This is a genomic window from Psychrobacter sp. H7-1, assembly GCF_904846585.1.
Taxonomy (GTDB): Bacteria; Pseudomonadota; Gammaproteobacteria; order Pseudomonadales; family Moraxellaceae; genus Psychrobacter; species Psychrobacter raelei.
On sequence record NZ_CAJHBH010000006.1, the window covers coordinates 17,389 to 41,904 of the forward strand.

The 24,516-nt window shown below is 43.7% G+C and carries 24 protein-coding genes; 21 read left to right on the forward strand and 3 right to left on the reverse strand.

Annotation, left to right across the window (positions count from 1 at the left end; all coding sequences use genetic code 11):
• Positions 1-41: 41 nt before the first annotated feature.
• The 10 genes from pyrE (at position 42) to lpxC (ending at position 11,878) form a co-directional block, all read left to right on the forward strand.
• A complete protein-coding gene (gene pyrE / locus JMX92_RS03520) occupies positions 42-716 on the forward strand; it encodes an orotate phosphoribosyltransferase (protein WP_201543943.1) in 675 nt (224 codons plus the stop codon).
• Positions 717-828: 112 nt separating this feature from the next.
• Positions 829-1,806, forward strand: coding sequence for a glutathione synthase (gshB, locus tag JMX92_RS03525; protein WP_201543945.1), 978 nt, complete (start codon positions 829-831; stop codon positions 1,804-1,806).
• Between the two features lie 179 nt (positions 1,807-1,985).
• Positions 1,986-2,429, forward strand: coding sequence for a DUF2147 domain-containing protein (locus JMX92_RS03530; RefSeq protein ID WP_011959805.1), 444 nt, complete (start codon positions 1,986-1,988; stop codon positions 2,427-2,429).
• A gap of 369 nt (positions 2,430-2,798) precedes the next feature.
• Positions 2,799-3,956, forward strand: coding sequence for an undecaprenyldiphospho-muramoylpentapeptide beta-N-acetylglucosaminyltransferase (gene murG, locus JMX92_RS03535; protein WP_201543947.1), 1,158 nt, complete (start codon positions 2,799-2,801; stop codon positions 3,954-3,956).
• Between the two features lie 171 nt (positions 3,957-4,127).
• Positions 4,128-5,558 carry a UDP-N-acetylmuramate--L-alanine ligase gene (gene murC, locus JMX92_RS03540; protein ID WP_011959807.1) on the forward strand — a complete coding sequence of 477 codons (1,431 nt, stop codon included), beginning with the start codon at positions 4,128-4,130 and terminating at the stop codon, positions 5,556-5,558.
• Between the two features lie 141 nt (positions 5,559-5,699).
• Positions 5,700-6,698 carry a D-alanine--D-alanine ligase gene (locus tag JMX92_RS03545; RefSeq protein ID WP_227675253.1) on the forward strand — a complete coding sequence of 333 codons (999 nt, stop codon included), beginning with the start codon at positions 5,700-5,702 and terminating at the stop codon, positions 6,696-6,698.
• A 274-nt stretch (positions 6,699-6,972) separates the two neighbouring features.
• Positions 6,973-7,863, forward strand: a complete 891-nt coding sequence (locus JMX92_RS03550; RefSeq protein ID WP_227675254.1) for a cell division protein FtsQ/DivIB — start codon at positions 6,973-6,975, stop codon at positions 7,861-7,863.
• A 352-nt stretch (positions 7,864-8,215) separates the two neighbouring features.
• Positions 8,216-9,514: a cell division protein FtsA gene (gene ftsA / locus JMX92_RS03555; protein WP_011959810.1), complete on the forward strand. Its 1,299-nt coding sequence runs from the start codon at positions 8,216-8,218 to the stop codon at positions 9,512-9,514.
• Between the two features lie 80 nt (positions 9,515-9,594).
• Positions 9,595-10,788, forward strand: coding sequence for a cell division protein FtsZ (gene ftsZ, locus JMX92_RS03560; protein WP_011959811.1), 1,194 nt, complete (start codon positions 9,595-9,597; stop codon positions 10,786-10,788).
• A gap of 196 nt (positions 10,789-10,984) precedes the next feature.
• The gene (gene lpxC, locus JMX92_RS03565; RefSeq protein WP_201543950.1) at positions 10,985-11,878 is read left to right on the forward strand and encodes a UDP-3-O-acyl-N-acetylglucosamine deacetylase; all 894 of its coding nucleotides are present in this window, start codon (positions 10,985-10,987) and stop codon (positions 11,876-11,878) included.
• 295 nt (positions 11,879-12,173) lie between these two features.
• On the opposite strand, the gene JMX92_RS03570 is transcribed toward lpxC, so the two are convergent.
• A complete protein-coding gene (locus JMX92_RS03570) occupies positions 12,174-12,713 on the reverse strand; it encodes a DciA family protein (protein WP_155586555.1) in 540 nt (179 codons plus the stop codon).
• A 189-nt stretch (positions 12,714-12,902) separates the two neighbouring features.
• Between JMX92_RS03570 and JMX92_RS03575 the strand changes: the two genes are divergently transcribed.
• Complete coding sequence (locus JMX92_RS03575; protein ID WP_011959814.1) at positions 12,903-13,628, forward strand: CHAP domain-containing protein; 726 nt, start codon at positions 12,903-12,905, stop codon at positions 13,626-13,628.
• Positions 13,629-13,860: 232 nt separating this feature from the next.
• On the opposite strand, the gene JMX92_RS03580 is transcribed toward JMX92_RS03575, so the two are convergent.
• A complete protein-coding gene (locus JMX92_RS03580; protein WP_011959815.1) occupies positions 13,861-14,196 on the reverse strand; it encodes a YhbY family RNA-binding protein in 336 nt (111 codons plus the stop codon).
• A gap of 289 nt (positions 14,197-14,485) precedes the next feature.
• Here JMX92_RS03580 and rlmE point away from each other — a divergent pair, with 289 nt between their 5' ends.
• The 10 genes from rlmE to pgsA all read left to right on the forward strand — a co-directional run bounded on the left by rlmE (position 14,486) and on the right by pgsA (position 23,862).
• Positions 14,486-15,118, forward strand: a complete 633-nt coding sequence (gene rlmE, locus JMX92_RS03585; protein WP_011959816.1) for a 23S rRNA (uridine(2552)-2'-O)-methyltransferase RlmE — start codon at positions 14,486-14,488, stop codon at positions 15,116-15,118.
• 526 nt (positions 15,119-15,644) lie between these two features.
• A complete protein-coding gene (ftsH, locus tag JMX92_RS03590) occupies positions 15,645-17,528 on the forward strand; it encodes an ATP-dependent zinc metalloprotease FtsH (protein ID WP_011959817.1) in 1,884 nt (627 codons plus the stop codon).
• A gap of 166 nt (positions 17,529-17,694) precedes the next feature.
• Positions 17,695-18,606, forward strand: coding sequence for a dihydropteroate synthase (gene folP, locus JMX92_RS03595; RefSeq protein ID WP_201543952.1), 912 nt, complete (start codon positions 17,695-17,697; stop codon positions 18,604-18,606).
• Positions 18,607-18,699: 93 nt separating this feature from the next.
• Entirely contained in the window at positions 18,700-18,972 is a 273-nt protein-coding gene (locus tag JMX92_RS03600; RefSeq protein ID WP_201543954.1) for a succinate dehydrogenase assembly factor 2, read from the forward strand.
• Positions 18,973-19,018: 46 nt separating this feature from the next.
• Positions 19,019-19,465, forward strand: a complete 447-nt coding sequence (locus JMX92_RS03605; RefSeq protein WP_201543956.1) for a hypothetical protein — start codon at positions 19,019-19,021, stop codon at positions 19,463-19,465.
• A 133-nt stretch (positions 19,466-19,598) separates the two neighbouring features.
• Positions 19,599-20,288, forward strand: coding sequence for a YidB family protein (locus tag JMX92_RS03610; protein ID WP_011959821.1), 690 nt, complete (start codon positions 19,599-19,601; stop codon positions 20,286-20,288).
• 237 nt (positions 20,289-20,525) lie between these two features.
• The gene (gene tsaB, locus JMX92_RS03615; RefSeq protein ID WP_201543959.1) at positions 20,526-21,218 is read left to right on the forward strand and encodes a tRNA (adenosine(37)-N6)-threonylcarbamoyltransferase complex dimerization subunit type 1 TsaB; all 693 of its coding nucleotides are present in this window, start codon (positions 20,526-20,528) and stop codon (positions 21,216-21,218) included.
• Positions 21,219-21,299: 81 nt separating this feature from the next.
• Positions 21,300-22,151 carry an undecaprenyl-diphosphate phosphatase gene (locus JMX92_RS03620; protein ID WP_011959823.1) on the forward strand — a complete coding sequence of 284 codons (852 nt, stop codon included), beginning with the start codon at positions 21,300-21,302 and terminating at the stop codon, positions 22,149-22,151.
• A 66-nt stretch (positions 22,152-22,217) separates the two neighbouring features.
• Positions 22,218-23,096: a class I SAM-dependent methyltransferase gene (locus JMX92_RS03625; RefSeq protein WP_201543961.1), complete on the forward strand. Its 879-nt coding sequence runs from the start codon at positions 22,218-22,220 to the stop codon at positions 23,094-23,096.
• Positions 23,097-23,199: 103 nt separating this feature from the next.
• The gene (gene pgsA, locus JMX92_RS03630) at positions 23,200-23,862 is read left to right on the forward strand and encodes a CDP-diacylglycerol--glycerol-3-phosphate 3-phosphatidyltransferase (protein WP_110816162.1); all 663 of its coding nucleotides are present in this window, start codon (positions 23,200-23,202) and stop codon (positions 23,860-23,862) included.
• Positions 23,863-23,989: 127 nt separating this feature from the next.
• Here pgsA and JMX92_RS03635 read toward each other — a convergent pair whose 3' ends face one another.
• Positions 23,990-24,484: a pyridoxamine 5'-phosphate oxidase family protein gene (locus JMX92_RS03635; RefSeq protein ID WP_201543963.1), complete on the reverse strand. Its 495-nt coding sequence runs from the start codon at positions 24,482-24,484 to the stop codon at positions 23,990-23,992.
• Positions 24,485-24,516 lie beyond the last annotated feature (32 nt).

Here is a 24,516-nt window from a genome sequence, read left to right on the forward strand (position 1 = left end):
TAACGTCACTTTACTTTTTATTTATTTAAATAGGACTTTTCATGGCAGTTTCTCCTTCTATTTCTAATTTTTCTAGCAGTGCTTTTATTGAGCTTGCTTTGTCTAATGAAGTGTTAAAGTTTGGTGAGTATGTGCTTAAATCAGGCCGTATTAGTCCTTATTTCTTTAATGCAGGTTTACTGTCCACAGGAGAGATGTTGTCATTATTGGCCAATGGTTATGCCGAAGCTTTAGCTCAGCAAGTAAAGGTGTCGGGTAGCGATGAGCTGGTTATCTTTGGCGCCGCTTATAAAGGCATTCCTTTTGTGGCAGCCACTGCACAAGCCCTATGGAATAATCATGGCATTAACGCACACTGGGGTTACAATCGTAAAGAGGCCAAAGATCATGGTGAAGGCGGCAACTTAGTGGGTGCAGATGTGAATGGCAAAGCGGTATGGGTGCTAGATGATGTCATCACTGCTGGCACAGCAATGCGAGAGGTTGTCGATATTTTGGATGCTGCCGGTGCCACAGTGGCCGGTATTCTTGTGGCGCTTGATCGCAAAGAGCGTGGCCAAAATGAGCAATCTGCGATTCAAGAGCTGGCAGATAACTTAAAAGTTCCTGTACAAGCTTTGGTTAATATAGATGATATTATTGATTATGTGGCCAAAAAGGGTGAGGAAACGCAGTTGGCCAAAATGCGTCATTACCGTGAGCAGTACGGCGTATAAATGGAGTGGGGTTTAAGTCAGCTAGACTTGTAAAAATGACGCCTAGCCATCACCCTAACTATAATCATCTTATCTTTGTCAGTTGCTGACAGTCATAACGGAGTGAATTACCATGAGTCAACATAGCGCCCAAAAACCACTGAATATTTTAGTGGTGATGGATCTAATCGAAACGGTGAACTATAAAAAAGACTCAACATTAGCCATGATGTGGTCTGCCAGTGATCGAGGACATGCTTTGGGGTATTGTCAAATTCATGACTTATGGCTGGATAAGGGCGAGTTAAAAGTAGATGCGCAAGCGGTCACGGTTCGCCGTGACCCTAACGATTTTTACAGTTTAGCGGATAAGGTAACTCAGCCAATTACTGATTATGATGTCATCTTAATGCGTAAAGATCCGCCATTTAACATGCGCTTTTTATACAGTACTTATATGTTAGATCATGCCAAGGCAGCGGGGGTATTGGTGGTCAATGACCCTCAAGCGATTCGCGACTGTAACGAGAAGCTTTTTGCCACCTGGTTTAGCGACTTAATGAGTCCCACCATAGTGACCAGCAAGCAGCAGCATATTCGCAAGTTTATCCAAGAGCATCAAGATGTTATTGTAAAGCCTTTAGATGGTATGGGCGGTACCGGTATCTTTAGATTGACGCAAGACAGTCCCAATATTGGCGCCACTCTTGAGATGCTTACTGAACTTGAGACCTTACCGATTATGGCGCAGCGTTATTTGCCAGAAATTAAGCAGGGCGATAAGCGAGTGTTGATTGTTGATGGTGAAATTGTTCCCTTTAGTCTGGCGCGCATCCCCACAAAAGGCGAAACCCGCGGCAACCTAGCCGCCGGTGGACAGGGTGTGGCTATGCCAGTGACTGAGCAGGAGATGGCTGTGGCCAAGAAGGTGGCGCCTATTGTTAAGCAAAAAGGCTTGATGTTTGTTGGTCTAGATTTGATCGGGGCCAGAATTACAGAGATTAACGTCACCAGCCCCACCTGTGTACGTGAAATTAACGACCAATGTGGTACCGATATCGCGACCGATTTAATTATCGCCATTGAGAAAAAATGCACTCAACATTCATAACTGGGATGGCCATAAGTAGAGGGGATTGCCATAATATGGCAATGTTTTGTTAATTAATCTTACAAAATAATTAAATAGTTTATCGTTAGTAGGGTGGTTATTTGTTACACTCTACGCTACGATGAATAAAGTGAGTGTGACTCACTTTGGATTAATTGAACATAACACAAGGATGTAATATGAGTACCTTTGCAAAATCACTTATACTTAGCGCCGGTTTGGCTTTCGCTTTTAGTGCTAGCGCTGCGGACCAATTAAATAACACTCAGTGGACGACTTATAACGATAAGGGTCAGCCAGATTCTGTATTAAAATTTACCGAATCAAATGGTAAGATTTCTGCAAAAATTGTGAAGTTATTAGACCCACGCGCTCAAGGCAGAACGGTGTGCGATGTATGCCGCGGCAAATTCAAAGACAAATCTTTAATAGGCGCGACTGTACTTTGGAATTTAAAAGCAGATCCAAACAACCCTAATAAATATGTCGGTGGCAGCGGTATTGAGCCTGAAACAGGCATGACTTTTTCAGGTAAAGGTGAGCTTAAAGGGGATACTTTGGAGCTTAGAGGCTATAAAGGCATATCACTACTGGGCAAAACACGTGTGTTAAAGCGTCGTTAGTCTTAGCACGTTCACTCTCAATGAGACTCAATGAATGAGAGTAACTGTGTAAAATGCATGAATTGGCTATGAAATGAGGTGATTCATATCCCACCTACTTTCATAGTACTCATTTTAATAATAAAATATAGACCATCTTAAAGGCCAAGCTGTGAAAAACATCGCAGCTTGGCTTTTGTGTATTCGATGTTTTGTGGGAAAACTCAGTTTGAGGCATAGATTGTCCTACAGCATCTAAACAGTTGTTTACTTTGTTGTAAGATAGGCGGGTATAACTTAGGTAGGTCATCGCCTAAGCCTGTTATTTATGCTATGATTTTTCAACTTTTATCTGTACCTATTTTTAGCTAAAAATTAGGAGAACCATTCGTGTCTGAGTCTGCTGCTGTACAAACCTCCGCACCAAAATCCCCATCGACAAGCTCTTCGGTAAAGACTCCTAAAGTATTAATGATGGCAGCGGGCACAGGCGGCCATGTATTTCCTGCATTGGCAGTGGCAGAAGAATTGACCCGACGCGGCGCAGAAGTACACTGGTTAGGTACGCCGCATGGCATGGAGAACGACTTGGTTCGACCTGTGGGCTATACTTTTCATACCATCGATATGCAAGGCCTGCGCGGCAAAGGTGTGGGTAGACTCTTAAAAATGCCGTTTACTCTATCGCAGGCAATGCTGGCGAGTATCAAGGTCATCAAAAGCAATCAGATTGATGTGGTGGTCGGCTTTGGCGGTTATGTCAGTGCCCCAGGAGGTCTGGCTGCAAAAGCCACCGGAACACCGCTTATTATTCATGAGCAAAATGCCATCGCTGGCATGAGTAATCGCTACTTGGCCAAGATTGCTACCAAGGTGTTACAAGCCTTTCCTAACACGTTTGGTGATAGTGACAGCGCCGAAAATCCTAAGCTTGAAACCGTGGGTAACCCGGTGCGTGAAGCGATTTGTGAGATTGAGCCACCTGAGAAGCGTTATGATCTTAATGATGAGAGCCCGCTTAAGCTTTTGGTGGTTGGGGGGTCTTTGGGTGCCGAGGCATTAAACCGTACGGTCCCTGCTGCCTTGGCTCAGATAGATAAGCCGATTGCAGTCCATCATCAATGTGGCCGTAATAATTTGGACAGCACCCAAGGCTATTATCAAGCGGTGGATAGAGCTGTGCATACGGTCACGGTTAAACCCTTTATCGACGACATGGCCGCAGCGTATGCTTGGGCGGATGTGATTGTTTGCCGAGCGGGGGCGCTGACGGTGACTGAAATTCAAAATGTGGGACTGTCAGCCATCTTTGTACCTCTGCCACATGCCGTCGATGACCATCAAACTGCTAATGCCCGCTCGCTGGCTATTGAGGATGCCGCCTATTTAATCCCGCAAAGTAAGCTGACGCCTGAATATCTAGCACAGACACTACTGGACTTAGACCGTGAGAAGTGTCAGAGCATGGCCAAAAAAGGCAAAGCCTTGGCCAATCCAGGATCAACTGTGGTGACGGCAGACTTTGTGTGGGAGCAAGCCATTCGCTAATGAGTTGCTTTGCATCGGCGATATTTAGCGTACTTGTAACGGTTAGGCTCAAGTTACTACAAAACTTATGCTATTACCGTAAAACCTATTTTAGACGGTATTTAGCTCATTACTAGGTAGCTGTTATTTCTACCAAATATTTATTGTCATTTTTTATTGAAAGAGAACCCTATGTCAAAATCAGCCCTGCCAAAAAGATTAATCGAAATTCCAGAAATGCGCCGCATTAAAAGCATTCACTTTATCGGCGTGGGTGGTGCAGGGATGTGCGGGATTGCTGAGGTAATGAAAAACCAAGGCTATGGCGTTAGTGGCTCAGACATTAAAGAAAGTCCGGTAACCAAGCGCTTACAAAGCTTGGGAATTGAAGTATTTATCGGCCATGACTCAAAAAATATTGCCAATGCCGACGTGGTCGTGGTCTCTTCTGCCATTGATCGCGAGAATCCTGAGATTCAGGCTGCTCTAAAAGCACAATTACCCGTGGTACGCCGTGCTGATATGCTGGGTGAATTAATGCGTTATCGTCATGGCATCGCCGTGGCCGGTGCCCATGGTAAGACGACAACCACGAGCTTGCTGACCATGATGATGACAGAGGCCGGGTTTGATCCTACCTATGTTATCGGTGGTAAACTTAATGCTTCAGGAAAAAATGCTTCACTGGGTGAAAGCCGCTATTTAATTGCAGAAGCTGATGAGTCAGATGCTTCATTTTTGACCCTGCATCCTATGGCTGCTATTGTGACCAATATTGATCAAGATCATATGGACACTTACGGTAATAGCTTTGATAAATTAAAAGCCGCTTACATCCAGTTTTTACAAAATATGCCATTTTATGGTCTGGCTGTGGTCTGCGGTGATGATAAAGAGCTGTTCGATATGATTGATGATATTGGTCGCCCAGTATTAACTTTCGGCTTAGAGCCGCACAACAATGTGCAGGCCACCAATGTACGTGTTGATGGCACTAAAACTCACTTCACCGTGCTGCGTAAAGACCGTGAGCCATTGGAATTAACGTTAAACATTCCAGGGCAACACAACGTACTTAACGCCTTAGCTGCCATTACTATGGCCACCGATGAGGGGGTGAATGATGACGCTATTAAACGGGCGTTGGCAAAGTTTGCTGGGGTAGGTCGCCGCTTTGAGCAGCAAGCTTGCGTGGCCAAAGATGACGGTGATGTTTTATTAATTGATGACTATGGTCATCATCCAGTAGAGGTGGCAGCGACTATTAAAGCGGCGCGCGCCAGTTATCCTGAGCGCCGTTTGGTGATGTTATTCCAGCCGCACCGTTACAGCCGTACTCGTGATTGTTATGATGACTTTGTGGCGGTATTATCACAAGTGGATGTGCTGCTATTGCTGGATGTGTATAGTGCCGGTGAAGCGCCAATTGTGGGCGCTGATACCAAGTCATTGGCTCGTAGTATCCGCTTGCGCGGTGAAGTTGAGCCGGTTGTGGTGGATAAAGATGAGCTGGCCCCTGTGATGCAGCGGGTGCTACAAGCGGGTGATATGCTCATTACCCAAGGCGCAGGCAACGTAGGTCAGCTAAGCCAACAATTAGCGGCCAATAACCTGTACCTTTAAGCCAACACTAATCCTTGAAGATTATGATTAGTGTTTGAAGTAATTTTTATCTATACTATTTACGTTGTGACTAAGCTGACTGGTCTTATTGGCCTTGCTGGGTATCACGGCTTTGATTATTGACCCTTTTTACCATTTAAGATGCCCATGACTATGACTCAATCTGCTACCAACCCAACTGCAACCCCTGTATCTGCTACCAAAGCTTCTTCTAACGCCACCACGACTCAAGATCCAAGCATCTTTGGTAAGGTCGCCGTGGTCTTTGGGGGTAATAGCAATGAGCGAGCAGTGTCATTAGACAGTGGCAATGCGGTATTACAGGCGCTACAGTCACAGGGTATCGATGCCACTCACTTTGACCCTAAAGACCAAGATGTGACTGAATTAAAAAATTACGACCGTGTATTTAATGTGCTACATGGCCGCGGCGGTGAAGATGGTCAGTTACAAGGCCTGTTAGATTGGCTGGGTCTACCCCAGACAGGATCCGGTGTTTTGGCATCAGCGATTGGTATGGACAAAGTACGTACTAAGCAATTGTGGCACGGCTGTGGATTATCTACTGCGCCTTTTGCAGTCTTGGGCGCTGACACAGACTGGCAGCAAATCGTTAATACTTTGGGTCTGCCTTTAATTGTAAAGCCAGTGCATGAAGGCTCAAGTATTGGTATGAGCAAGGTGAATACGTTAGATGAGCTGCCAAAAGCCTATGAAGTGGCAGCAGGGTGTGGTGATGTGGTGATGGCAGAAAAATGGATTACTGGCCGTGAGTTTACCATCGTTATTATCGATGATGAGGCTTATCCAGTTATTCGCCTGCAGCCTGCCGACATCTCCAATTTCTACGATTATGAGGCCAAATACAATCGTAACGATACTCAGTACCATATTCCTTGTGGCTTAAGCGCAGAAGAAGAAGCACATTTACAGGCACTAAGCTTGGCGGCATTTAAGGCAGTAGACGCCAAAGGCTGGGGCCGTATTGATGCTATGCAAGACGAAGAAGGTAACTTTTGGCTATTAGAGATTAATACCGTACCTGGTATGACCAGTCACAGCTTAGTACCTATGGCAGCTAAAGCACGTGGGATGAATTTTGAACAGCTATGTTGGCATATCTTAGCCCAGACGCTGTAAGGGTTAACAGGGCTAGTGTGGTTAAATAAACAGATAAATAAGGCAAGGCTAACCACCACGCGGATCTGATTAAAACACACCCATTTAAACCCAAAACCAATTAAAAATATGTATTTTTAGACCCAAAAAGCCCTATGAGATATTGCATTATTTCTCATATGGTTTTTTCTGTCATAAATTGATACATGCTCACTAAACATAGGCGCTATCGCTACTTCAGCAAATGCGTTACAATTATAAGTTATTAGACAAAATGGACACGATGGCTGCCTCTGTGAATAAAACTTCGCTGAATTTAAGTAAATTTTTATCTGCAAAAGTGTGGATAGCTATCGCGGTAGTGTTGTTTGTTGCCATATTTGTGTTGGTGGCCAATAGGGTGTATCACTCTCAGCCTGCCAAAGTGGTGGTAAACGCCAAAAACCTAGATGCCGCTCAGTACCAAAAGCTTAATACCGCTATGAGCAAAAAACAGGCTGGTAGCTTTTTTACCGCAGTATTGCCTGAGCTTAAAGACAGTGTGATGCAGCAAGATTGGATTAGCCAAGTAGACATTGAGCGCAAATGGGGTGAAGGAATTGTTATCACCGCCTTACCACGTGAGCCGATAGCTAAATTTGGCAGTGAACACTTAATAGATTCGCAAGGCAAAGTATTTAAGCCTGTGAGCGAATCTGAATTGTCTCAAGATGGACTTATTATGCTGCAAGGAGATGCTGAGCAATCCTCCTTAATTATGCAGCAAATGCAGCAAGTCAACCAGTGGTTTGCCCCTTTAAAAATGCAAGTGGATGATCTGGTGTTAACACCGCGCATGACTTGGGCAATTCGCTTTAATAATGGCATGCGTATTATTGTCGATAACGAGCACACCTCACAAAAGCTTATGAATCTTAGCCAATTGCTTCAAAACCAGTTGGCAGATAAACGTGGTCAAATACAGGCAGTAGATTTGCGTTATAAAAATGGCTTTGTGATTGATTGGAAAAAAGACTCAGCACCTGATAAAGCTGAAATGAATCAAAGAAGCGATACTCAAAAGACGGCAAGTACGCAAAAAGCCACCAGTAGTACAAGTGAACAGAACAAAAATACCAACAGTTCAAGCTTAGCTAATGAGCCGCAAGCAGCAGCTTCGCGTCCAAGCAGCCAACAAACTAACTAAAGAGCGCATTTTGATTCTGCCGCAAAGCATAGGCGATGCCTGTTTATTGATAAGTTGTTTTTATGTCACCTCTAGCTGCTGCGTATAGTGTGTTACCGTGATAAGCGCTAAGCTTGTCTTGGCCAATAAACGCTCAGTTAGATATAAAATAAAAGATGGTGGATACATGGCTGGCAAAGGATAGGGCAGTAATAGCAGGAAATAATAAAGGGTACTTAAGGCCAGTCTGCTTAAGGATAAGCCCAGACGAATTAATAACCAAACAACTTAATCTAACCTTACTGTTTTTTGTAGGATACAGCGTATAACCAAATACTCTAAACTCCTAACAGTACCTATATGTTCTAAACTTATGAGTAAATCTGAAAATCTTCTCGCCGTTATTCATCTAAGCGCCACTGCAGTGTATGTAGTCGTTGGTAATGTGATTTCTGCAAAAGAAATTCGCATTAAAGGGGTGGGTGAGGTATTTACCAATGATTTTCAGCAAGGTCAGATTACCCACTTTGATCGCTTAAAAAGCTCTATCCGTCAGGCCATTATCCAAGCTGAGGAAATGGCCAATTGTCGTATCCATAGTGTTTGGCTTACCTTATCGACTCCTGAATTATTAAGTCATAATGGCTTTGGTGTGGTGGATTTAGACAGTGGTGTGGTCGAAACCCAACACATTGTTAATGCGTTAACCTTAGCCAAAGCCAGTGTGCTACCCAATACCCATTATTTAATGCATTATTGCCAACAAGGCATCTTCCTTGAAAATCAAGAAAAGATGGTAGATGATGCCATTGGTATGTATGCAAACAAAGTCACTGTGATGTATCATTTAATGATGATGCCGGTGAGCAGCCGACAAAATATTCAAAAACTAATTCAAGCCTGTGATGTGAGCATTGACCATATGTTGTTCGATGCGGTATCAAGTGCTGAATATGGTCTGATGCCAGACGAACGTGAGCAAGGGGTGTGTTTGATCGATATCGGCGCAAGTACAACCAGTATTTGTGTTTATCGTGAAAATAAATTAATTTTTACCCACTGTATCGCTGATGGCGGTAATAACGTCACCATGGATATTTCAGCTGAGCTCAATATCACCATGATGGAGGCTGAAAGACTCAAAATTGAAAAAGGGACTGTGGATACGCGTGATATAGACCCTTCTCGTTTTGAGACGTTTGCTCGTGTGGGTAGTATGAATGATGAGGTAACGGTTAATATCTTACAGTTGGCCCAAATCATTGAAGCCCGTTATATCGAGCTTTATAAAGCGCTATTTCAAAAGCTTTCAGATGCCGGCTTACTCGACTACCTACAACGTGGTGTGGTATTAACCGGGGGTGGCAGTCAAGTCAAAGGTATGGTACGTTTCTCAAAACGCTTGCTTGAAATGCCGGTAGTGCTGACCACGCCGCATGAGGCAATTTCCGCTTACAACTATTTTGATAGTCATGATGAGAAGTTTAAAGAGCTCAATGCAAGAGTGGAGCAGCGCTCGCTACAAACTGCTTTTGGCGCGTTGTTATACAGTCAAAGCGAGCAGTTCAAACACAGCGAAAGAAGCTCTCCTGAAGCGTTAGAGGTTGATAAGCCCAATTCATTTAGCAGAATTAGACACAGTTTGAATAACTTTTTTAAAAACCTTATATAATTTAATTTTCATATTTGACAGTCATCACTTAGTTAATACATATAAAAATTAACTAAAAAAGGTGACCCCAAGGAGTGATAATGTCTAAGTACACAATGGCTACTAATAGCCACGATTTAAATAATGGCCAAGCTCGTTTTACAGTATTTGGCGTTGGCGGTGGCGGCGGTAACGCGGTTGAACATATGGTTCAACAAGGCGTTAAAGGGGTTACCTTTGTTTGTGCTAATACTGATAAGCAAGCCTTAGACAGACTAACTGCTGATAACAAACTACAATTAGGTGCCAATACCAACCGTGGTCTAGGCGCAGGTGCTAACCCTGAAGTGGGTCGTGAAGCCGCTGAGCAAGAAGAGGAGTCTATCCGTAAACTGCTTGAAGACTCAGACATGGTATTTATTACTGCTGGTATGGGCGGTGGTACGGGTACGGGTGCGGCCCCTGTTGTGGCGCGTATTGCCAAAGAGATGGAAATCTTAACGGTCGGCGTAGTAACCACCCCCTTTAAATTTGAAGGCGGCAAACGTATTAAAGCGGCCAAAGCCGGTATCGATCAGTTATCAAACTTTGTAGATTCTATCATTACCATTCCAAACGATAAGCTATTAAAGGTGTATGGCAACATCTCAATGCAAGATGCTTTTAAAAAGGCGGATGATGTATTGATGCATGCAGTACAAGGTATTGCCCAGACCATCTCAAGCGAAGGTGTGATCAACATTGACTTTAATGATATCCGCACTGCTATGACCGCCAAAGGTCATGCTATGATGGGTATTGGCCGCGCCAGTGGCGAAGATCGTGCCCGTCAAGCGACTGAAAAAGCCATTCGCTCACCACTACTTGATAATTTATTGTTAGAAAATGCCAAAGGTCTTATCGTAAACGTTGTGTCTTCTGAATCAGTGACTTTAGATGAGCTAAATCAGATCACTGAAGTGGTCAACGATATTACCGATATAGAAGATGCCAATATCTTTATTGGTACAGTCATTGATGAGAAGCTAGGTGAAGACTTACATGTCACGGTGATCGCTACAGGTCTGACCTTAGATGAAAGCCAAGATGAGCGTAAGCCTATGCTGTCTGCCAATAGCAATCAAACCGTTGATCCTAGTGTACACACCAGCGCGTTTAACAGCCATCAAAAAGCGGCTCAGTCTCAAGCCTATCCGGCACAGGCACCTGCAGGTAGTTCTTCAGCTCCGCAGCAGCCTGCAGCGACTAAAACCAATAGCATCCAAGACTATCTAAAGCGTCAACAAAACCGTTAATAACTTAACAATAAAATTGTACCTGCTATGAAAAAGCCAAGCCAATGCTTGGCTTTTTTTATGCCTGTCTTTTGTGAAATTAACCACAAATACCTAGGATATAAGGTAATATTATTGAGCGACTGTGCTAGAATTCTTTTTATTTTGCTCGTTAATGACAGCAACTCATTGACGACAGCAATAAGGTACCGGCTTTATGAAACAACGCACCTTAAAACAGCCCATAACTGTCGTTGGGATAGGACTACATAGCGGTCAAGATGTCACCTTAACCTTGCAGCCTAGTGAGGTAAATACGGGGATTAGATTTTTGCGCACCGATATTGAGGATGCTCCCTTGATAGCGGCCGATGCATTTTTGGTGACAGACACGGTCATGTCCTCTAATCTGATGGTAAATGGCATAAAAATTGGCACAGTCGAGCACCTATTAAGTGCTTTGGCAGGCTTTGGTATAGATAACCTACTGATTAAGGTGTCTGATGCTGAGATTCCTATTATGGATGGCAGTGCTGCCAATTACGTCACCTTATTACTCGAGGCAGGTATAGAGGAGCAAGCCGCTCCTAAGCAGTTTATGAAAATATTAAAACCTGTCAAAGTAGTCGAGGGAGATAAGTGGGCACAACTTGAGCCTTACGACGGCTTTAGCTTAGATTTTGAAATTGACTTTAATCATCCTGGTATTCCAAAAGATACCCAGCGCTATCGCTTTGAATTCTCCTTGCAGAACTATATCGAGAATGTGGGCAATGCTCGAACCTTTGGATTTATGCGAGATATTGAGCATCTGCAGAAGAATAATCTGGCGCTAGGCGGCAGTTTGGACAATGCAATTGTGCTTGATGATAACGGCATTATGAACAAAGAGGGCCTAAGACATCAAGAAGAGTTCGTGCGTCATAAGATTTTAGATGCTATTGGTGATTTATATTTGGCTAAATACAGTCTGATTGGCGGTTTTTCTGCTTACAAATCTGGTCATGCATTGAACAATAAGCTCATTAGAGAGGTATATAATGACCCCAATAACTTTGAAATTGTAACAATTTATGACACATCTTCAGTGGCGAGAGCTTATGAAATTTAAATTTCAAGTAAAATCTTCAATAATTTTTAGATTTTCTGGTCGTTTTTTTAGATTTTAAGCAACAATATGGAAATATAAAAAAAGGTGAAACTCAGGTTTCACCTTTTTTTGTGTCTAAATAAGAAATACTTTCATAATCCAAACATATTCAATACTTACAGCCTAATTATTAAAGTGTATCTCATGATGAAAAAGTGGATTTATTTAGGAGAATTGATGAATTGGTTTTAAAAACTAAACGTTATATACCAAGAAAACGACATCAAGTTACATAATAAAACATTTTAGAGACTATTTAGTTAGGTTTTGCGAGACGCTTTAGGGAGTTTTTGAGGCGCTCGTCTTTAATGACATGCTCTAAAGTGTGTGTTATAGTTCTTCTCGTTGTTTCGGTCAGGCCATGATTAACGTGGCTTGAGCCCTTATTAGCAATTAAGTTCGATTGATTTGAATGCGGTTTTGAGTGATCATAATTTTCATTTAAATGATTAATTGAAGCAGGGTAAGTAACGATTACATCTATATTCTTTAGTACGCTGAATGTAAGAGATTGTTCTTTAAGTATATGAATTAGGTTGTTTGACTGGTATCGAAGATGATTTGCTGCAGTTTGAGACTGTACAGAGAGCACCAAGTGCCCCTCTTCGAATTTAACCACCCACAGAGTGTCTAATATCTCTTGGGGGAGGCCAGAGTCAAATAATACCTTAATCTCTTGAGTTATTTTGTTCAGCTCAGAGCATTTATCTCGTAAAAAGCGCGGCAAGGCAGACGCTGCAGACTTTTGATGATCAATGCGATTTGCTAAGTGATTGGGTTTTAATGGGTTTTGCATCGCAGGCCTCAGACTTAATTTTAGATGGCGTTATAACTGACTATATGAATAGCATAAACGGTTGCTAGGTCTAAATACAGACTGTTTCGATAGGTCGTTTGTTTTACGTTTATTTATTAAATGAAGATTAGAAGACTATTTGACAGGTAGGTTGAATAGTACATTAAAAAGATTAATTCTGGGAGCGTTATGAAAAAGTCACTTATTATTTTGTCGTTAATGGGGCTAAGTGCCACACAAGTAAATGCCACGGTTCAACAGACTTTTGAACCATCTGCAAGCTCTTCATTAGCTTCAGTTAATAATACACCTATCAAGAGAGTCTCAGTTTACTCAAACATTAGTGGAAATAGTGCAAGTATCGGTCAGATTGAATCTTTATCCAGTCAAGCAAGTCAAAAGAGCGATGAGTTAGCTCAGCTTGCTAGACAGTTAGAAAGTAAGTATTCAGCGACCACATTTGCCACCACAGCCAATAGTCCTATTCGCTCAGCAGCTCGTATCGATAGTTCAGCACCACCCGCGCTAGCCGCAGCCCGTGCAGCCCGTGCCGCTCATTCAAGAACTCAAGGTTTATGTGCTCGCTACGTACGTCAAGCATTACAAGCTGCAGGTTATAGCTTCACCCCCAATGCCTCAGCTTATCAATACGCCACTCGTGGCACTCTAGCAGAAGCTGGCTTCGTTAAAATCAGCAATGACGCGCCACCACAAGTCGGTGACGTAGTGGTGTACAACCGCTCATCTAAGCACCCACATGGCCACATTCAAATTTTTGATGGTAACACTTGGGTATCAGATTTTATTCAGCCTAGAAAAAACCCTTATAGCGACGCCTATTCATATACCACATGGCGCGATGCCCGTTATACAAACGATGCATCAAACGAAGGTATCTACTTAGCAATGGATTAAGCCTAAGCTTGATAGATTATGGCAATGTATTTAGACATCAAAGCTCAGCAGCAAGCTGAGTTTTTTTGTGCCGGCAGTTTATGACATTTATGGTTGATATCAATATGGTTGATGTCAAAGCGGCTAACCCTTCTAACAGCATTGGCTGCTCACAAAAAAAGGCCGCTCATACAGAGCGGCCTTTTTAACTTGGCATAACAGCTTTTAAATAAAGCCAATAAGCCTTTGAAGACTAGTCGCTGTAGCGGCTTAGATTTGACAGCTTAGGATTGGCATTGGGGTTACGACGAAGTAATAGCGCCATACGGCCGATGCTGTGGATAAGCTGTGCGCCAGTTTTGGCAGCTAAGTCATCACTAAAAGCGTCACGTTCTTCTTTGGTGCCTGGTGGGGTTTTGATTTTGATCAGTTCATGATCGTTTAAGGCACGCTCTAATTCTTCTAGCACTGATTCGGTTAAGCCTTTGTTACCGATAGTGACCACGGGCTTAAGCTCATGACCAATGCCTTTTAGGCGGCGAACTTCAGTGCTATCTAGGGTTTTGCGTGTGTTTTTTGCAGTGCTCATAATGTCTCAGTATTAATTATTAGGCCTAACTATGCCAGCCTTAAAAAATGTACGTGATAAAAAGACAAACCGATAGTTTAGTCATCTAAAGGCTTATCTTAACCGCTGCCATTATAAAGAAAGTTGACTGCGCTTGCATGATTAGATTGTCTCAAAAATTGAAATGGCCATAAACTCTTTGTATTAACTGCTAGCCATCCGCCCAGTTAGCCCCTTTATTGGGGCAAATAATGCTAGAATTAAGATTAAAATTTAGTTATGAATTGTCTGAAAATATAGTGAGGATATTTTGGCGACACGTATTACCAATAAAGGCCTATCAAAAAGCAGTAAGGCTTGGATGAAAGAGCATTTGGATGACCATTATGTGCAATTGGCGCAAAAAGAGGGTTACCGCGCTCGCGCTGCCTATAAACTATTGGAAATCAACGAAAAAACCAATCTCATTAAAAAAGGGATGACGGTGGTTGATTTGGGCAGTGCCCCTGGCAGCTGGTCACAGGTGGCAGGCAGACTGGTAGGGGATGAGGGCATACTCATCGCTTCAGACATCTTACCGATGGATGCCTTAGAAAATGTCACCTTTATTCAAGGTGACTTCAGAGAGGAGGCCGTGTTTGATCGCTTGATGAGTGAAGTGGGTGACAGACAGGTAGATGTGGTGTTATCTGATATGGCACCCAATACGTCAGGGCATACCGCCGTAGATCAGCCACGTATGATTTATCTGTGTGAGCTGGCAGTAGACTTTGCTTTGCGCGTACTGCCAAAAGGTGGGTCGTTGGTAATGAAGGTATTCCAAGGCGAGGGTGAGCAGCAATTACGCCAGCAGCTACAGTCTCAGTTTTCAAAAGTTCGTACCATTAAGCCTGCCGCTTCCCGTCCGCGCTCAAAAGAGGTGTTTTGGGTAGCTACCAAATAAAGCGGTATGGCGCTGAGCGTTGCTTATGATGCGCATAATCCCATTCACACCGACAACAGAGAATCAATACAGTAGCTAATATTTAGACTTTATTGATGCAACAGGCGGATAATTATCTGTTTTATGCTTGATAAATACTTATACTGACCTAATAAAGGTAGGTAGAAGCAACGGTTTGCTAAAACATACAGTTTAACTCAGCTAAATTTTGGTCAAGTATTATAAAAATGTAAATGACGTAATTTAACTCAATGTAAGTCAGATGTATTGAAACTGCTCAATCTTAAAGCGGGTTATGCCTTAACAGTAATCCACTATTAACCGATTTGAGTAGAATGTTTTAGCTAAAAAACCTTGATTTTATTACTTTTATTTTAACCAAAATCGTGTCATCTGACATAAGGTTAAGCGGGTGTATTAACAAGGTGACGGGCCGTCATTGTTTTTCTGCCTCATGCTATAATGCTAGATGAGGCAGAATTTTGAACACATCAACAAGTAAGGGATGGTATAGCTTGTGAGCGACATGGTAAAAAATACCTTATTGTGGCTAGTTGTTATCGGCGTATTAGTGCTGGTATTTAGCAACTTTGATAGCAGTAATGAGCCTGATACGCTCAATTACTCTGAGTTTGTAACTCAAGTCACTGAGGACCAAATAAAAAGCGTCAAGATCGACGGTGAACAAATCACTGGCGAAAAAGTCAACGGCTCGGAGTTCGAGACCGTTCTTCCTGCAGTGGCGGACGCAGAGTTAATGCCTACGTTGCGTGAGCATAAGGTTGAGGTGCAAGGGGCAGCCCCCGAGCGTCAAAGCATTATGATGCAGTTATTAATTGCAAGCTTCCCTGTTCTGCTAATTATCGGTATCTTCTTGTTCTTCATGCGTAATATGCAAGGCGGCGCTGGTGGTAAAGCCGGTGGCCCCATGAGCTTTGGTAAATCTAAAGCCAAAATGCTGGGTGAAGACCAAATTAAAGTGACCTTTAATGATGTGGCCGGTGCAGAAGAAGCCAAAGAAGAAGTGGTCGAAGTGGTCGATTTCTTAAAAGACCCTGACAAATTCACCAAATTGGGTGCCACCATTCCTCGTGGTATCTTAATGGTGGGCCCACCAGGTACGGGTAAAACCTTACTTGCTAAAGCCATTGCCGGTGAAGCCAAAGTACCTTTTTTCTCAATCTCAGGTTCTGACTTTGTTGAAATGTTCGTTGGTGTGGGCGCATCACGTGTGCGTGATATGTTTGAGCAAGCCAAAAAGAATGCGCCTTGTATTATCTTTATCGATGAGATTGATGCCGTAGGCCGTAGCCGTGGCACAGGCATGGGTGGGGGTAATGATGAGCGCGAGCAGACCCTAAACCAGCTATTGGTAGAAATGGATGGTTTTGAAGGTAATGACGGTATTATCGTTATTGCTGCCACCAACCGCGCTGATGTACTTGATAAAGCCTTATTACGCCCAGGTCGTTTTGACCGTCAGGTGCATGTGGGCTTACCAGACATCAAAGGCCGTGAAGAGATTTTAAAGGTGCATTTACGCAAACTGCCAGCTACCATTGGTGTAGATGTGAATGCTCTTGCTCGTGGTACGCCAGGTTTTAGTGGTGCGCAGATTGCAAACTTAGTGAATGAAGCTGCTTTATTTGCTGCTCGTCGTAATAAGACCAGTGTCGATATGAACGACTTTGAGGATGCCAAAGACAAGCTATTTATGGGTCCTGAGCGTAAGTCTATGGTGCTGCGTGAAGAAGAACGTCGTGCGACCGCCTATCACGAAGCTGGCCATGCTCTAGTCGCTGAGATGCTACCAGGCACCGATCCTGTGCATAAGGTTACCATCATGCCGCGTGGTTGGGCGCTGGGTGTGACTTGGCAGCTGCCTGAGTTTGATCAGACCAGCTTAGATAAGTCAAAGATGTTGAATGATATTGCGATTTTATTTGGCGGCCGTATTGCAGAAGAGGTCTTTGTTAATCAAAAGACCACAGGCGCATCAAACGACTTTGAACGTGCGACTAAAATGGCGCGCGCTATGGTGACCAAGTATGGCATGTCAGATGCATTGGGAGTGATGGTTTATGAAGATGATGATGCCTCTCAAGGTTATTTCGGCGGTGGTGCCCGTGCTATTTCTGAAGCCACACAGCAAAAAGTGGATGAAGAGATCCGTCGTATTTTAGAAGAACAGTACGCCATCGCTCGTGAGATTATCGAAGCCAATAAAGATAAGATGCATGCTATGGTTGAAGCGCTGATGAATTGGGAAACTATTGATAGAGACCAATTGCAAGATATCTTGGCAGGTAATGAGCCACGTGCACCTCGCAATTATCAAGAAAAAGATGTTACCCCAAAAAAAGAAGTCAGCTCTTCAGGTCCAACACCGCCACCTTTACCTGCAATGTAGTGTATTAGACTATCTCACAACTTGTAGATTTAAGTGGTCGTAAACAAGGTCTTTTCTCAATGAAAAGGCCTTTTTTTATGCGCCGCCACCGGGCGACATATCTGTTAGAATAGCGGATGAAATCTATGGAGTATTTGCCAAAATAATTATAAACAGATGAGCCATTATGCAACTACATTGTCTTCCTAATATTAAAATTAAAGCGCCTTTATCTACCAAGCCAGGTATCGCTAGCGGCTATAAACAGCTAGACTTGTCTCAGCCTCAAGTAATGGGTATTTTGAATGTGACCCCTGACTCGTTTTCTGATGGTGGGCAGTTTAATAATATCGAGTCGGCTATACGGCACTGTGAACGCATGATTCAAGAGGGTGCCACTATTATTGATATCGGCGGAGAATCAACTCGGCCAAATGCCAGTCCAGTGAGTGAAGAGGAAGAATGCGCGCGCGTAGTGCCTGTGGTTGCAGCGATTCGTGAACGCTTCGGTGATAAGCTGTGGCTGTCTATTGATACCAGCTCACCGACAGTGATTGAACAGGCGGTGCACGCGGGTGCTGATATCTGGAATGATGTGCGAGCATTGACTCGAGAGGGCGCACTTGAGATGGCGGCCAAGCTCGATATCCCTGTGGTACTGATGCACATGCGCGGTGAGCCTACTACCATGAATGCCAAAGCCCATTATCAAGATGTGATCAGTGAAGTACTTGCTGAGCTTAAGGTACGAATTGAGGCAGCTCAGCAAGCTGGCGTAAAAGCACATAATCTCATTATTGATCCAGGCTTCGGCTTTGCTAAAGAGTATGAGCACCACAAGCGGTTATTAAATCATATGTCGCAGTTGCATCAATTGCAGTTGCCCATCTTATTTGGTGTCTCACGTAAGCGCTTTTTAGGTCAGGTACTGACCCATACCGGCCTCGGTATCTTTGATGATCATATGGCAACTGATAGAGATGGCGTGGGTATGGTTGCAGCATTATTAGCAGTACAGCAAGGCGCTAGCATTATACGCACTCATAATGTCAGATTAAGCATAGAGGGTCTGGCTTTGTGGCAGCAATTGAGCCAATAACAACACATTATAAATTTTAAAACCGTACTACCTCAAAGCATTGGCTTTTATCGCTATATTATTTTTATTTTTTTACTTAGTTAGGAGTGTCTTATGAGCACACAGCCCGAGCCCACCAATGAACAAAGACGTGTTATCTACCAAGCTCGCCGCGGTCTAAAAGAGCTGGATTTTTATATTGATCCTTACGTCAAACAGTACTATCTAACCGCAGATGAAGATGAGCAAGCAACCTTTGCTAAGCTACTGACTTATGAAGACCCTGATTTATTGAATTATTTCATGAATCAAGATACGCCAGAAGATGCCAAAGTGGGTGAGCTGGTATTAAAGCTCAAAAAACTGCAGCATGGTGATCTATCTTAAATGCTCAGTCTATAAATACCAACGCCTGCCGTAAGGTATGTTGTTTATGAGCCGTCAACTCAACTCTTGCATTGCCGCAAAGAGTGGTTGGCGGCTTTTATATGCCACAACCTTTTTGGCTGTGCCAGTATTGTTGATAGTGACAACCTTGGTGACTTGGGCGGGGATTATGGTGCTGCTTTTAAGCAGTGCACTGCTTGCTATGGTGTTCTACGTTCATGATACACCGTTACACATTAGCGTCAGTGATTGTGATGATATGACAAAAGGCTGGCAGCTTTTATATAAAGCTGGGGCCAATGCTAAGGCAGCTGGTGCAGCGCCGGTACTTTGGGAGGCAAAGCTGGTAAGTGCCAATGCTTTATGTCACTGCTTGCAGCTGAGCTTTGTGACTCATTATCCTATTGTGCAAAAAAAGACAGTCGTGCTTTGGCAAGATCAAGTTCAAGCGGATACTTGGCGGCGCTTGATAGTATTGGCTCAGTGGCGCTAATAACGCAGCACCATCTTTTGATATACAAATTACATAACAAGTAAATGTAATTGCTAACGCACTAAGCGCTAAGCTTTGCTATAGTAGTGGCATGTTATTTGTAACCTATTTTGTAAATTACTAAGGAGATATTATGAGTCTACTCGGCAATCTAATCACTCAGGTGGCACGCCAAGCATTGGATCCTAATGAAGCCAAGCGCAATCCGGTTAATCAGCGTATCGAGCCACGTGCTACGGGCGGCTTAGGGGATATTTTAGGGAGTGTTTTAGGCGGCAACAATCAAGCGCATCAAAGCCAAGCACAGGATAATGGCTTTGGTTTAGATGACCTATTAGGCGGCGTTCTGGGCGGTAGTATGGGCGGCAATCGCAATACGGGTGGCTTAGGCAGTATCTTGGGTAGCGTCTTAGGTGGCGGTAGCATGGGCGGCGCTCGCGCAGGTGGTGGTAAAGCCATGTTAGTAGCGGCGCTGATGCCTATTGCACTTAATTGGATTCAGCGCAATGGCGGCTTGTCTGGTGCTTTATCTAAGATCCAAGACTTAGGCTTTGGCCATCAGGCACAATCTTGGCTGAGCAATGAGCAACAAAACCAAAACCTTGACCCCAACCAAATCAATAAACTATTTGATGAGCAAGAGCTTGAGCAAGTTCGTAGCCAGACAGGCGCAGATGATACAGAAGTACGCCAAGGTTTAGCCGAGCTATTGCCTGAGATTGTTAACCAATTGACCCCAAACGGCGGCTTAGATAAAGAGCAAGAAGCCAACCAAGAGATTGAAGATATCTTACGTCAAATCTCAGGCAGCTTGCCAAAATAAGAGATGAGACTTGATTGGCGGTTAATAACATAAAAATGGTCAAAACCAGATTACTAAATGAGTGGTCTGGTTTTTTTAGTTGATAGCAAATGAGGTGGGTTGCATAAATGGAACCAACTACTGATTTATCAAAGCCATGTGCAGTGGTATGATACTGCCACTTATTTGGTTCACTCAAGATTAGATTTTTTGTCTTATATTTTTGCTTGTATTTTTTAGTTGTATAAAGAGGCTCCCATGTTTTTGGCAATAGATACCGTTTTTGATCAATGTTCTGTGGCGATAGTGAGCCAAGACTTACAAGTAATCAGTGATCACACCGAAACCGGTAAACGTGATCAAACCCAGCAGATATTGCCTATGATTGACAGCGCTTTACAGCAAGTGGGAATTAAATTGGCAGATATTACGGCGTTAATTTTCAACCGTGGCCCGGGCCCTTTTAGTGGTATTCGAATTAATACCGCAGTAATACAAGCGTTGTCTGTGGCGCATAATATTCCTTGCGTTGGGGTATCAAGCTTAGCAGCCATTGCACAGGCGGCCTTTGATAAACAAGGTGTGCAGCAGGTCTATGCCGCGTTAGATGCGCGCATGAAGCAGGTCTATTTTGGAGAGTATCAGCTTGCCCAAATGCAAGGCACGCCAGATGTTCAGGTGATGACTCAGGTAGAGGGCAGTGAGGAGAGGTTGGTTGATTATGAGCAGAGCACCGATAAGGCGCTGCCCATTGCTGGTAACGGCGCCACTTTGCTGCATGCAGTGGAGGATCAACCTTTGTTTGCTGAGATTATTCCTGATGCGGTGAGCTTAGCTAAGCTGGGTATTGCCCAGTATTTAGTATCAGGTGGTGTCAGTGCAGATCAAGCTCTGCCTGTTTATTTGCGCAATAATGCTTGGAAAACACTCAAAGAGCAGGGCAAAGCTTAAGTCACACAGAAAAGTTGGTCTAAGCGACAGGTTTAGTTGAGCGAAGTTTTTATTTTTATTATTTTATAGTGAGCACTTATTTTGGATTTACTACTCATTCTCAAAGCCGTCATCATGGGTATCGTCGAGGGCATTACTGAGTTTTTGCCCATATCCAGTACCGGTTATCTGATTCTCTCTGCCGACTTGATGAGCTTTTGGACCAAAGAAAAAGCCGATTTATTTATCGTAGTCATTCAGCTGGGTGCTATCTTGGCAGTCATTTATGAGTATTGGGGGCGCTTATGGCATGCTTTAATGGGTCTGATAACGGGTAAATCTGAAGGTCCTAATGCGCTAAAAAACCCCCGTCAGCTGGGGCTTAGCCTGATTGTGGCGACCATTCCGGTGATGCTTGTTGGCTTTACGTTAGCCGATCAAATCAAAGAGTATCTATTTAACCCTTATACTGTAGCGATTATGCTGATATTAGGGGGCCTGCTTATCTTCTATGTTGAGCGTAAGCAGATTCCGGTGATTGCTGAAGAGGCAGAAGATGTGAGTCTAAAAACAGCGCTACTGATCGGTCTTATGCAGTGTTTGGCGCTTATTCCTGGTACATCGCGCTCAGGCTCTACCATTATCGGTGCGCTATGGCTGGGTGTGTCCCGCAAGGCTGCGGCAGAGTTTTCTTTTTTCTTAGGCATCCCCGTGATTATTGGTGCCGGCTTGCTGGATTTATTAAAACATAAAGACGTACTCAGTAGTGGTCAAGATTGGCTGATACTGGGTGTTGGGGTATTGGTATCCTTTGTGGTGGGTTTGTTGTGTATCCGTTGGCTGGTAGATTGGGTAAGTCGTCGTGACTTTACCATATTTGCTTGGTTGCGCATTATCACAGGTATCATAGTGCTGTTGGTGGCTTGGATATTTGGTTATACCATTCAGGGTTAATCGCCTTAATTGAGAAGGCATTAATTTTCAAAATATCAGTTTGCAAAACAGGGACTTACGCCAGCCATGATTTCGCCTATATCTTGTGTGACGCTTATTTATCCTCAGTCTATTGCTGAGCAGGCCTTGATACTGATTCAAGCGTTGCAGCAGCTGATAGTAGAGGCTAAGCTGCCGCTGAGTATCGAGGCGGTCGCCAGTGAGCAAAAGCTGACTCAAAAAATACGCAAACAGCTCAGTCAGCAGTATCAGCAGCCGCTACTGGTGATAGATGACAAGCAGCAACTGACCTTGCTGACTAATGGGGTGAGTGTCTCGCCAGAATGGAATAGCCTACAGCGTCGAGTGGTCAGTGCCGGCAGAAAGTCAGAATTGCTGCTGCAAGCCACCAAGCTTACTGCCAGCAGTCGGGTGCTTGATGCCACTGCAGGCTTTGGTCATGACAGTTTGATTTTGGCCAGTAGTGGCGCCCAGCTTACCTTACTTGAGCGCAATCCCTTGATGGTATTATTGCTCAAGTATGAGCAGCAGATGATGGCCAAGCAGCCCAATTGGCAAAAACTGATGGCGCGCTTGCACATAGTTTGTGCAGAGTCTACTGAATATATGCAGCCTGCACCGACTGCCTGTGACTTGCAAGCCCAGACTATCAGCCACGCCTTTGACGTCATCTATCTAGACCCTATGTTTCCAGAGAACAGCTATGCGCATAGCTCTAAAGGTGCTAAGGTGGGTAAGCATATGCAGGCACTACACCAGATTGCTGAGCCACCTAGCCTTAAAGAAGAGCAGGCCTTATTAAGCCTGGCCTTATCTTTTGTGGCCCCTGGGGGACGAGTGGTGGTCAAAAGACCAATACAGGCACCTGTTTTTGCCTCACAAGCTGCCAATGAAAGTTGGCAAAACGATGTGGTACGCTTCGATGCCTACTTTACTTATTTATAGCTTATTAAGTTAACAATAGTGTTTAGATATGCCCGATTGGGGCTTACTAAATCTGGGTATAAATGCTAAGCTAGATGAAACCAAACGCTGTCTAAAAGTTATTATGAGCCCAACACCTATACAGTCAAATTCACAATCTAGCATTTTTAATTTGCCTAATAACTTAACCATCGCCCGTATTGCGATGATTCCGTTGTTTGTGGCGATCGCCTATTGGCCGCCAGCCTTAGGTATTGGTGTGCCGATGATTTCGGACAATACCATTGCCAATATTGGTATGAATATGGATGCGTTTAGTGACAGCATGCTGCGCCATTTGCTGTTGACTTTATTGTTTGTGTTGGCAGCCATTACCGACTGGTTGGATGGTTATTTGGCCCGAAAAATGAATATCGTATCCGCCTTTGGTCGCTTTTTAGACCCAGTGGCAGATAAGCTGATGGTGGCTGCGGCGCTGATTGTATTAGTGCAGTGGCATCCTAATATTATTATGGCCATTGCCGCCATTGTTATTATTTCACGTGAGATTGCGGTATCTGCGCTGCGTGAGTGGATGGCAGAGCTTGGGGCCCGTACTAGCGTAGCGGTGTCCTATGTGGGTAAGTTAAAAACTACGTTCCAAATGATAGCCATTACTGTGTTGCTGCTTAATATAGAGTCACTGGAGTTGTTAGGCTATGGCTTGATGGTGGCAGCGGTTGTATTAACCTTATGGTCTATGATGATCTATATGCGCGCGGCTTGGCCTTATCTCAAACAAAACTAGTCAATTACTTGCAGCTGAGCGATGAGTAAATCAAATCCACAGCTTACCAATCACTAAAAGCCCCAAACAATTCAATTGGTTGGGGCTTTTTTGTTCATATTTTGAGATGAAACTGAGCTGTTTTGGCTTAAAATTCAACAGAACCATTGTCGCCTAAGCTGTCGGCTATTTTACCATCTTGAACAGCTGCTACGGCCAACTTGGCGGCATTAATAATACCGTTGCCACTGCGCCAGAATTCAGCACCATTCGGCACCACTTTAATCAGCTGCACGTTTTCATCTTCTTTGCCATGCTCATAAAAGACATTGTAAATAGGGGACCACAGCTCATCAAGCTTGGCTTTATCATCTACCAGTTCCGCCTTGCCATTAATAGACACATAGTCTTTGCCATCTTGGCTGACATAAGATAAATTTACTTGCGGATTGTTGTTGATATTATCAACGGCCTGAGTGGTTTTATCACCAATAAACCATATCTCACGGGCGCCAAGGCTGGTCTCACTTGTGGTCATAGGACACGCGTGCAAATGCCCCTCTGTAGTAATGCTGGTGAACATTGCAAACTTAACCTCTTTTACAATCTCACGAATAAGGTCAATGTGGTCTTGTTTACTCATAATAATTTCCTTATATCAAAATATCGTTATTG

Coding starts and splice junctions, on each gene's coding strand:
- JMX92_RS03530 (WP_011959805.1), top strand. CDS start 1,986: ATGAGTACCTTTGCAAAATCACTTATACTTAGCGCCGGTTTGGCTTTC.
- JMX92_RS03610 (WP_011959821.1), top strand. CDS start 19,599: ATGAGTCTACTCGGCAATCTAATCACTCAGGTGGCACGCCAAGCATTG.
- ftsZ (WP_011959811.1), top strand. CDS start 9,595: ATGTCTAAGTACACAATGGCTACTAATAGCCACGATTTAAATAATGGC.
- pyrE (WP_201543943.1), top strand. CDS start 42: ATGGCAGTTTCTCCTTCTATTTCTAATTTTTCTAGCAGTGCTTTTATT.
- JMX92_RS03545 (WP_227675253.1), top strand. CDS start 5,700: ATGCCCATGACTATGACTCAATCTGCTACCAACCCAACTGCAACCCCT.
- folP (WP_201543952.1), top strand. CDS start 17,695: ATGCAACTACATTGTCTTCCTAATATTAAAATTAAAGCGCCTTTATCT.
- JMX92_RS03570 (WP_155586555.1), bottom strand. CDS start 12,713: ATGCAAAACCCATTAAAACCCAATCACTTAGCAAATCGCATTGATCAT.
- murC (WP_011959807.1), top strand. CDS start 4,128: ATGTCAAAATCAGCCCTGCCAAAAAGATTAATCGAAATTCCAGAAATG.
- JMX92_RS03605 (WP_201543956.1), top strand. CDS start 19,019: ATGAGCCGTCAACTCAACTCTTGCATTGCCGCAAAGAGTGGTTGGCGG.
- lpxC (WP_201543950.1), top strand. CDS start 10,985: ATGAAACAACGCACCTTAAAACAGCCCATAACTGTCGTTGGGATAGGA.
- ftsH (WP_011959817.1), top strand. CDS start 15,645: ATGGTAAAAAATACCTTATTGTGGCTAGTTGTTATCGGCGTATTAGTG.
- tsaB (WP_201543959.1), top strand. CDS start 20,526: ATGTTTTTGGCAATAGATACCGTTTTTGATCAATGTTCTGTGGCGATA.
- JMX92_RS03575 (WP_011959814.1), top strand. CDS start 12,903: ATGAAAAAGTCACTTATTATTTTGTCGTTAATGGGGCTAAGTGCCACA.
- ftsA (WP_011959810.1), top strand. CDS start 8,216: ATGAGTAAATCTGAAAATCTTCTCGCCGTTATTCATCTAAGCGCCACT.
- JMX92_RS03635 (WP_201543963.1), bottom strand. CDS start 24,484: ATGAGTAAACAAGACCACATTGACCTTATTCGTGAGATTGTAAAAGAG.
- JMX92_RS03625 (WP_201543961.1), top strand. CDS start 22,218: ATGATTTCGCCTATATCTTGTGTGACGCTTATTTATCCTCAGTCTATT.
- gshB (WP_201543945.1), top strand. CDS start 829: ATGAGTCAACATAGCGCCCAAAAACCACTGAATATTTTAGTGGTGATG.
- JMX92_RS03580 (WP_011959815.1), bottom strand. CDS start 14,196: ATGAGCACTGCAAAAAACACACGCAAAACCCTAGATAGCACTGAAGTT.
- pgsA (WP_110816162.1), top strand. CDS start 23,200: ATGAGCCCAACACCTATACAGTCAAATTCACAATCTAGCATTTTTAAT.
- JMX92_RS03600 (WP_201543954.1), top strand. CDS start 18,700: ATGAGCACACAGCCCGAGCCCACCAATGAACAAAGACGTGTTATCTAC.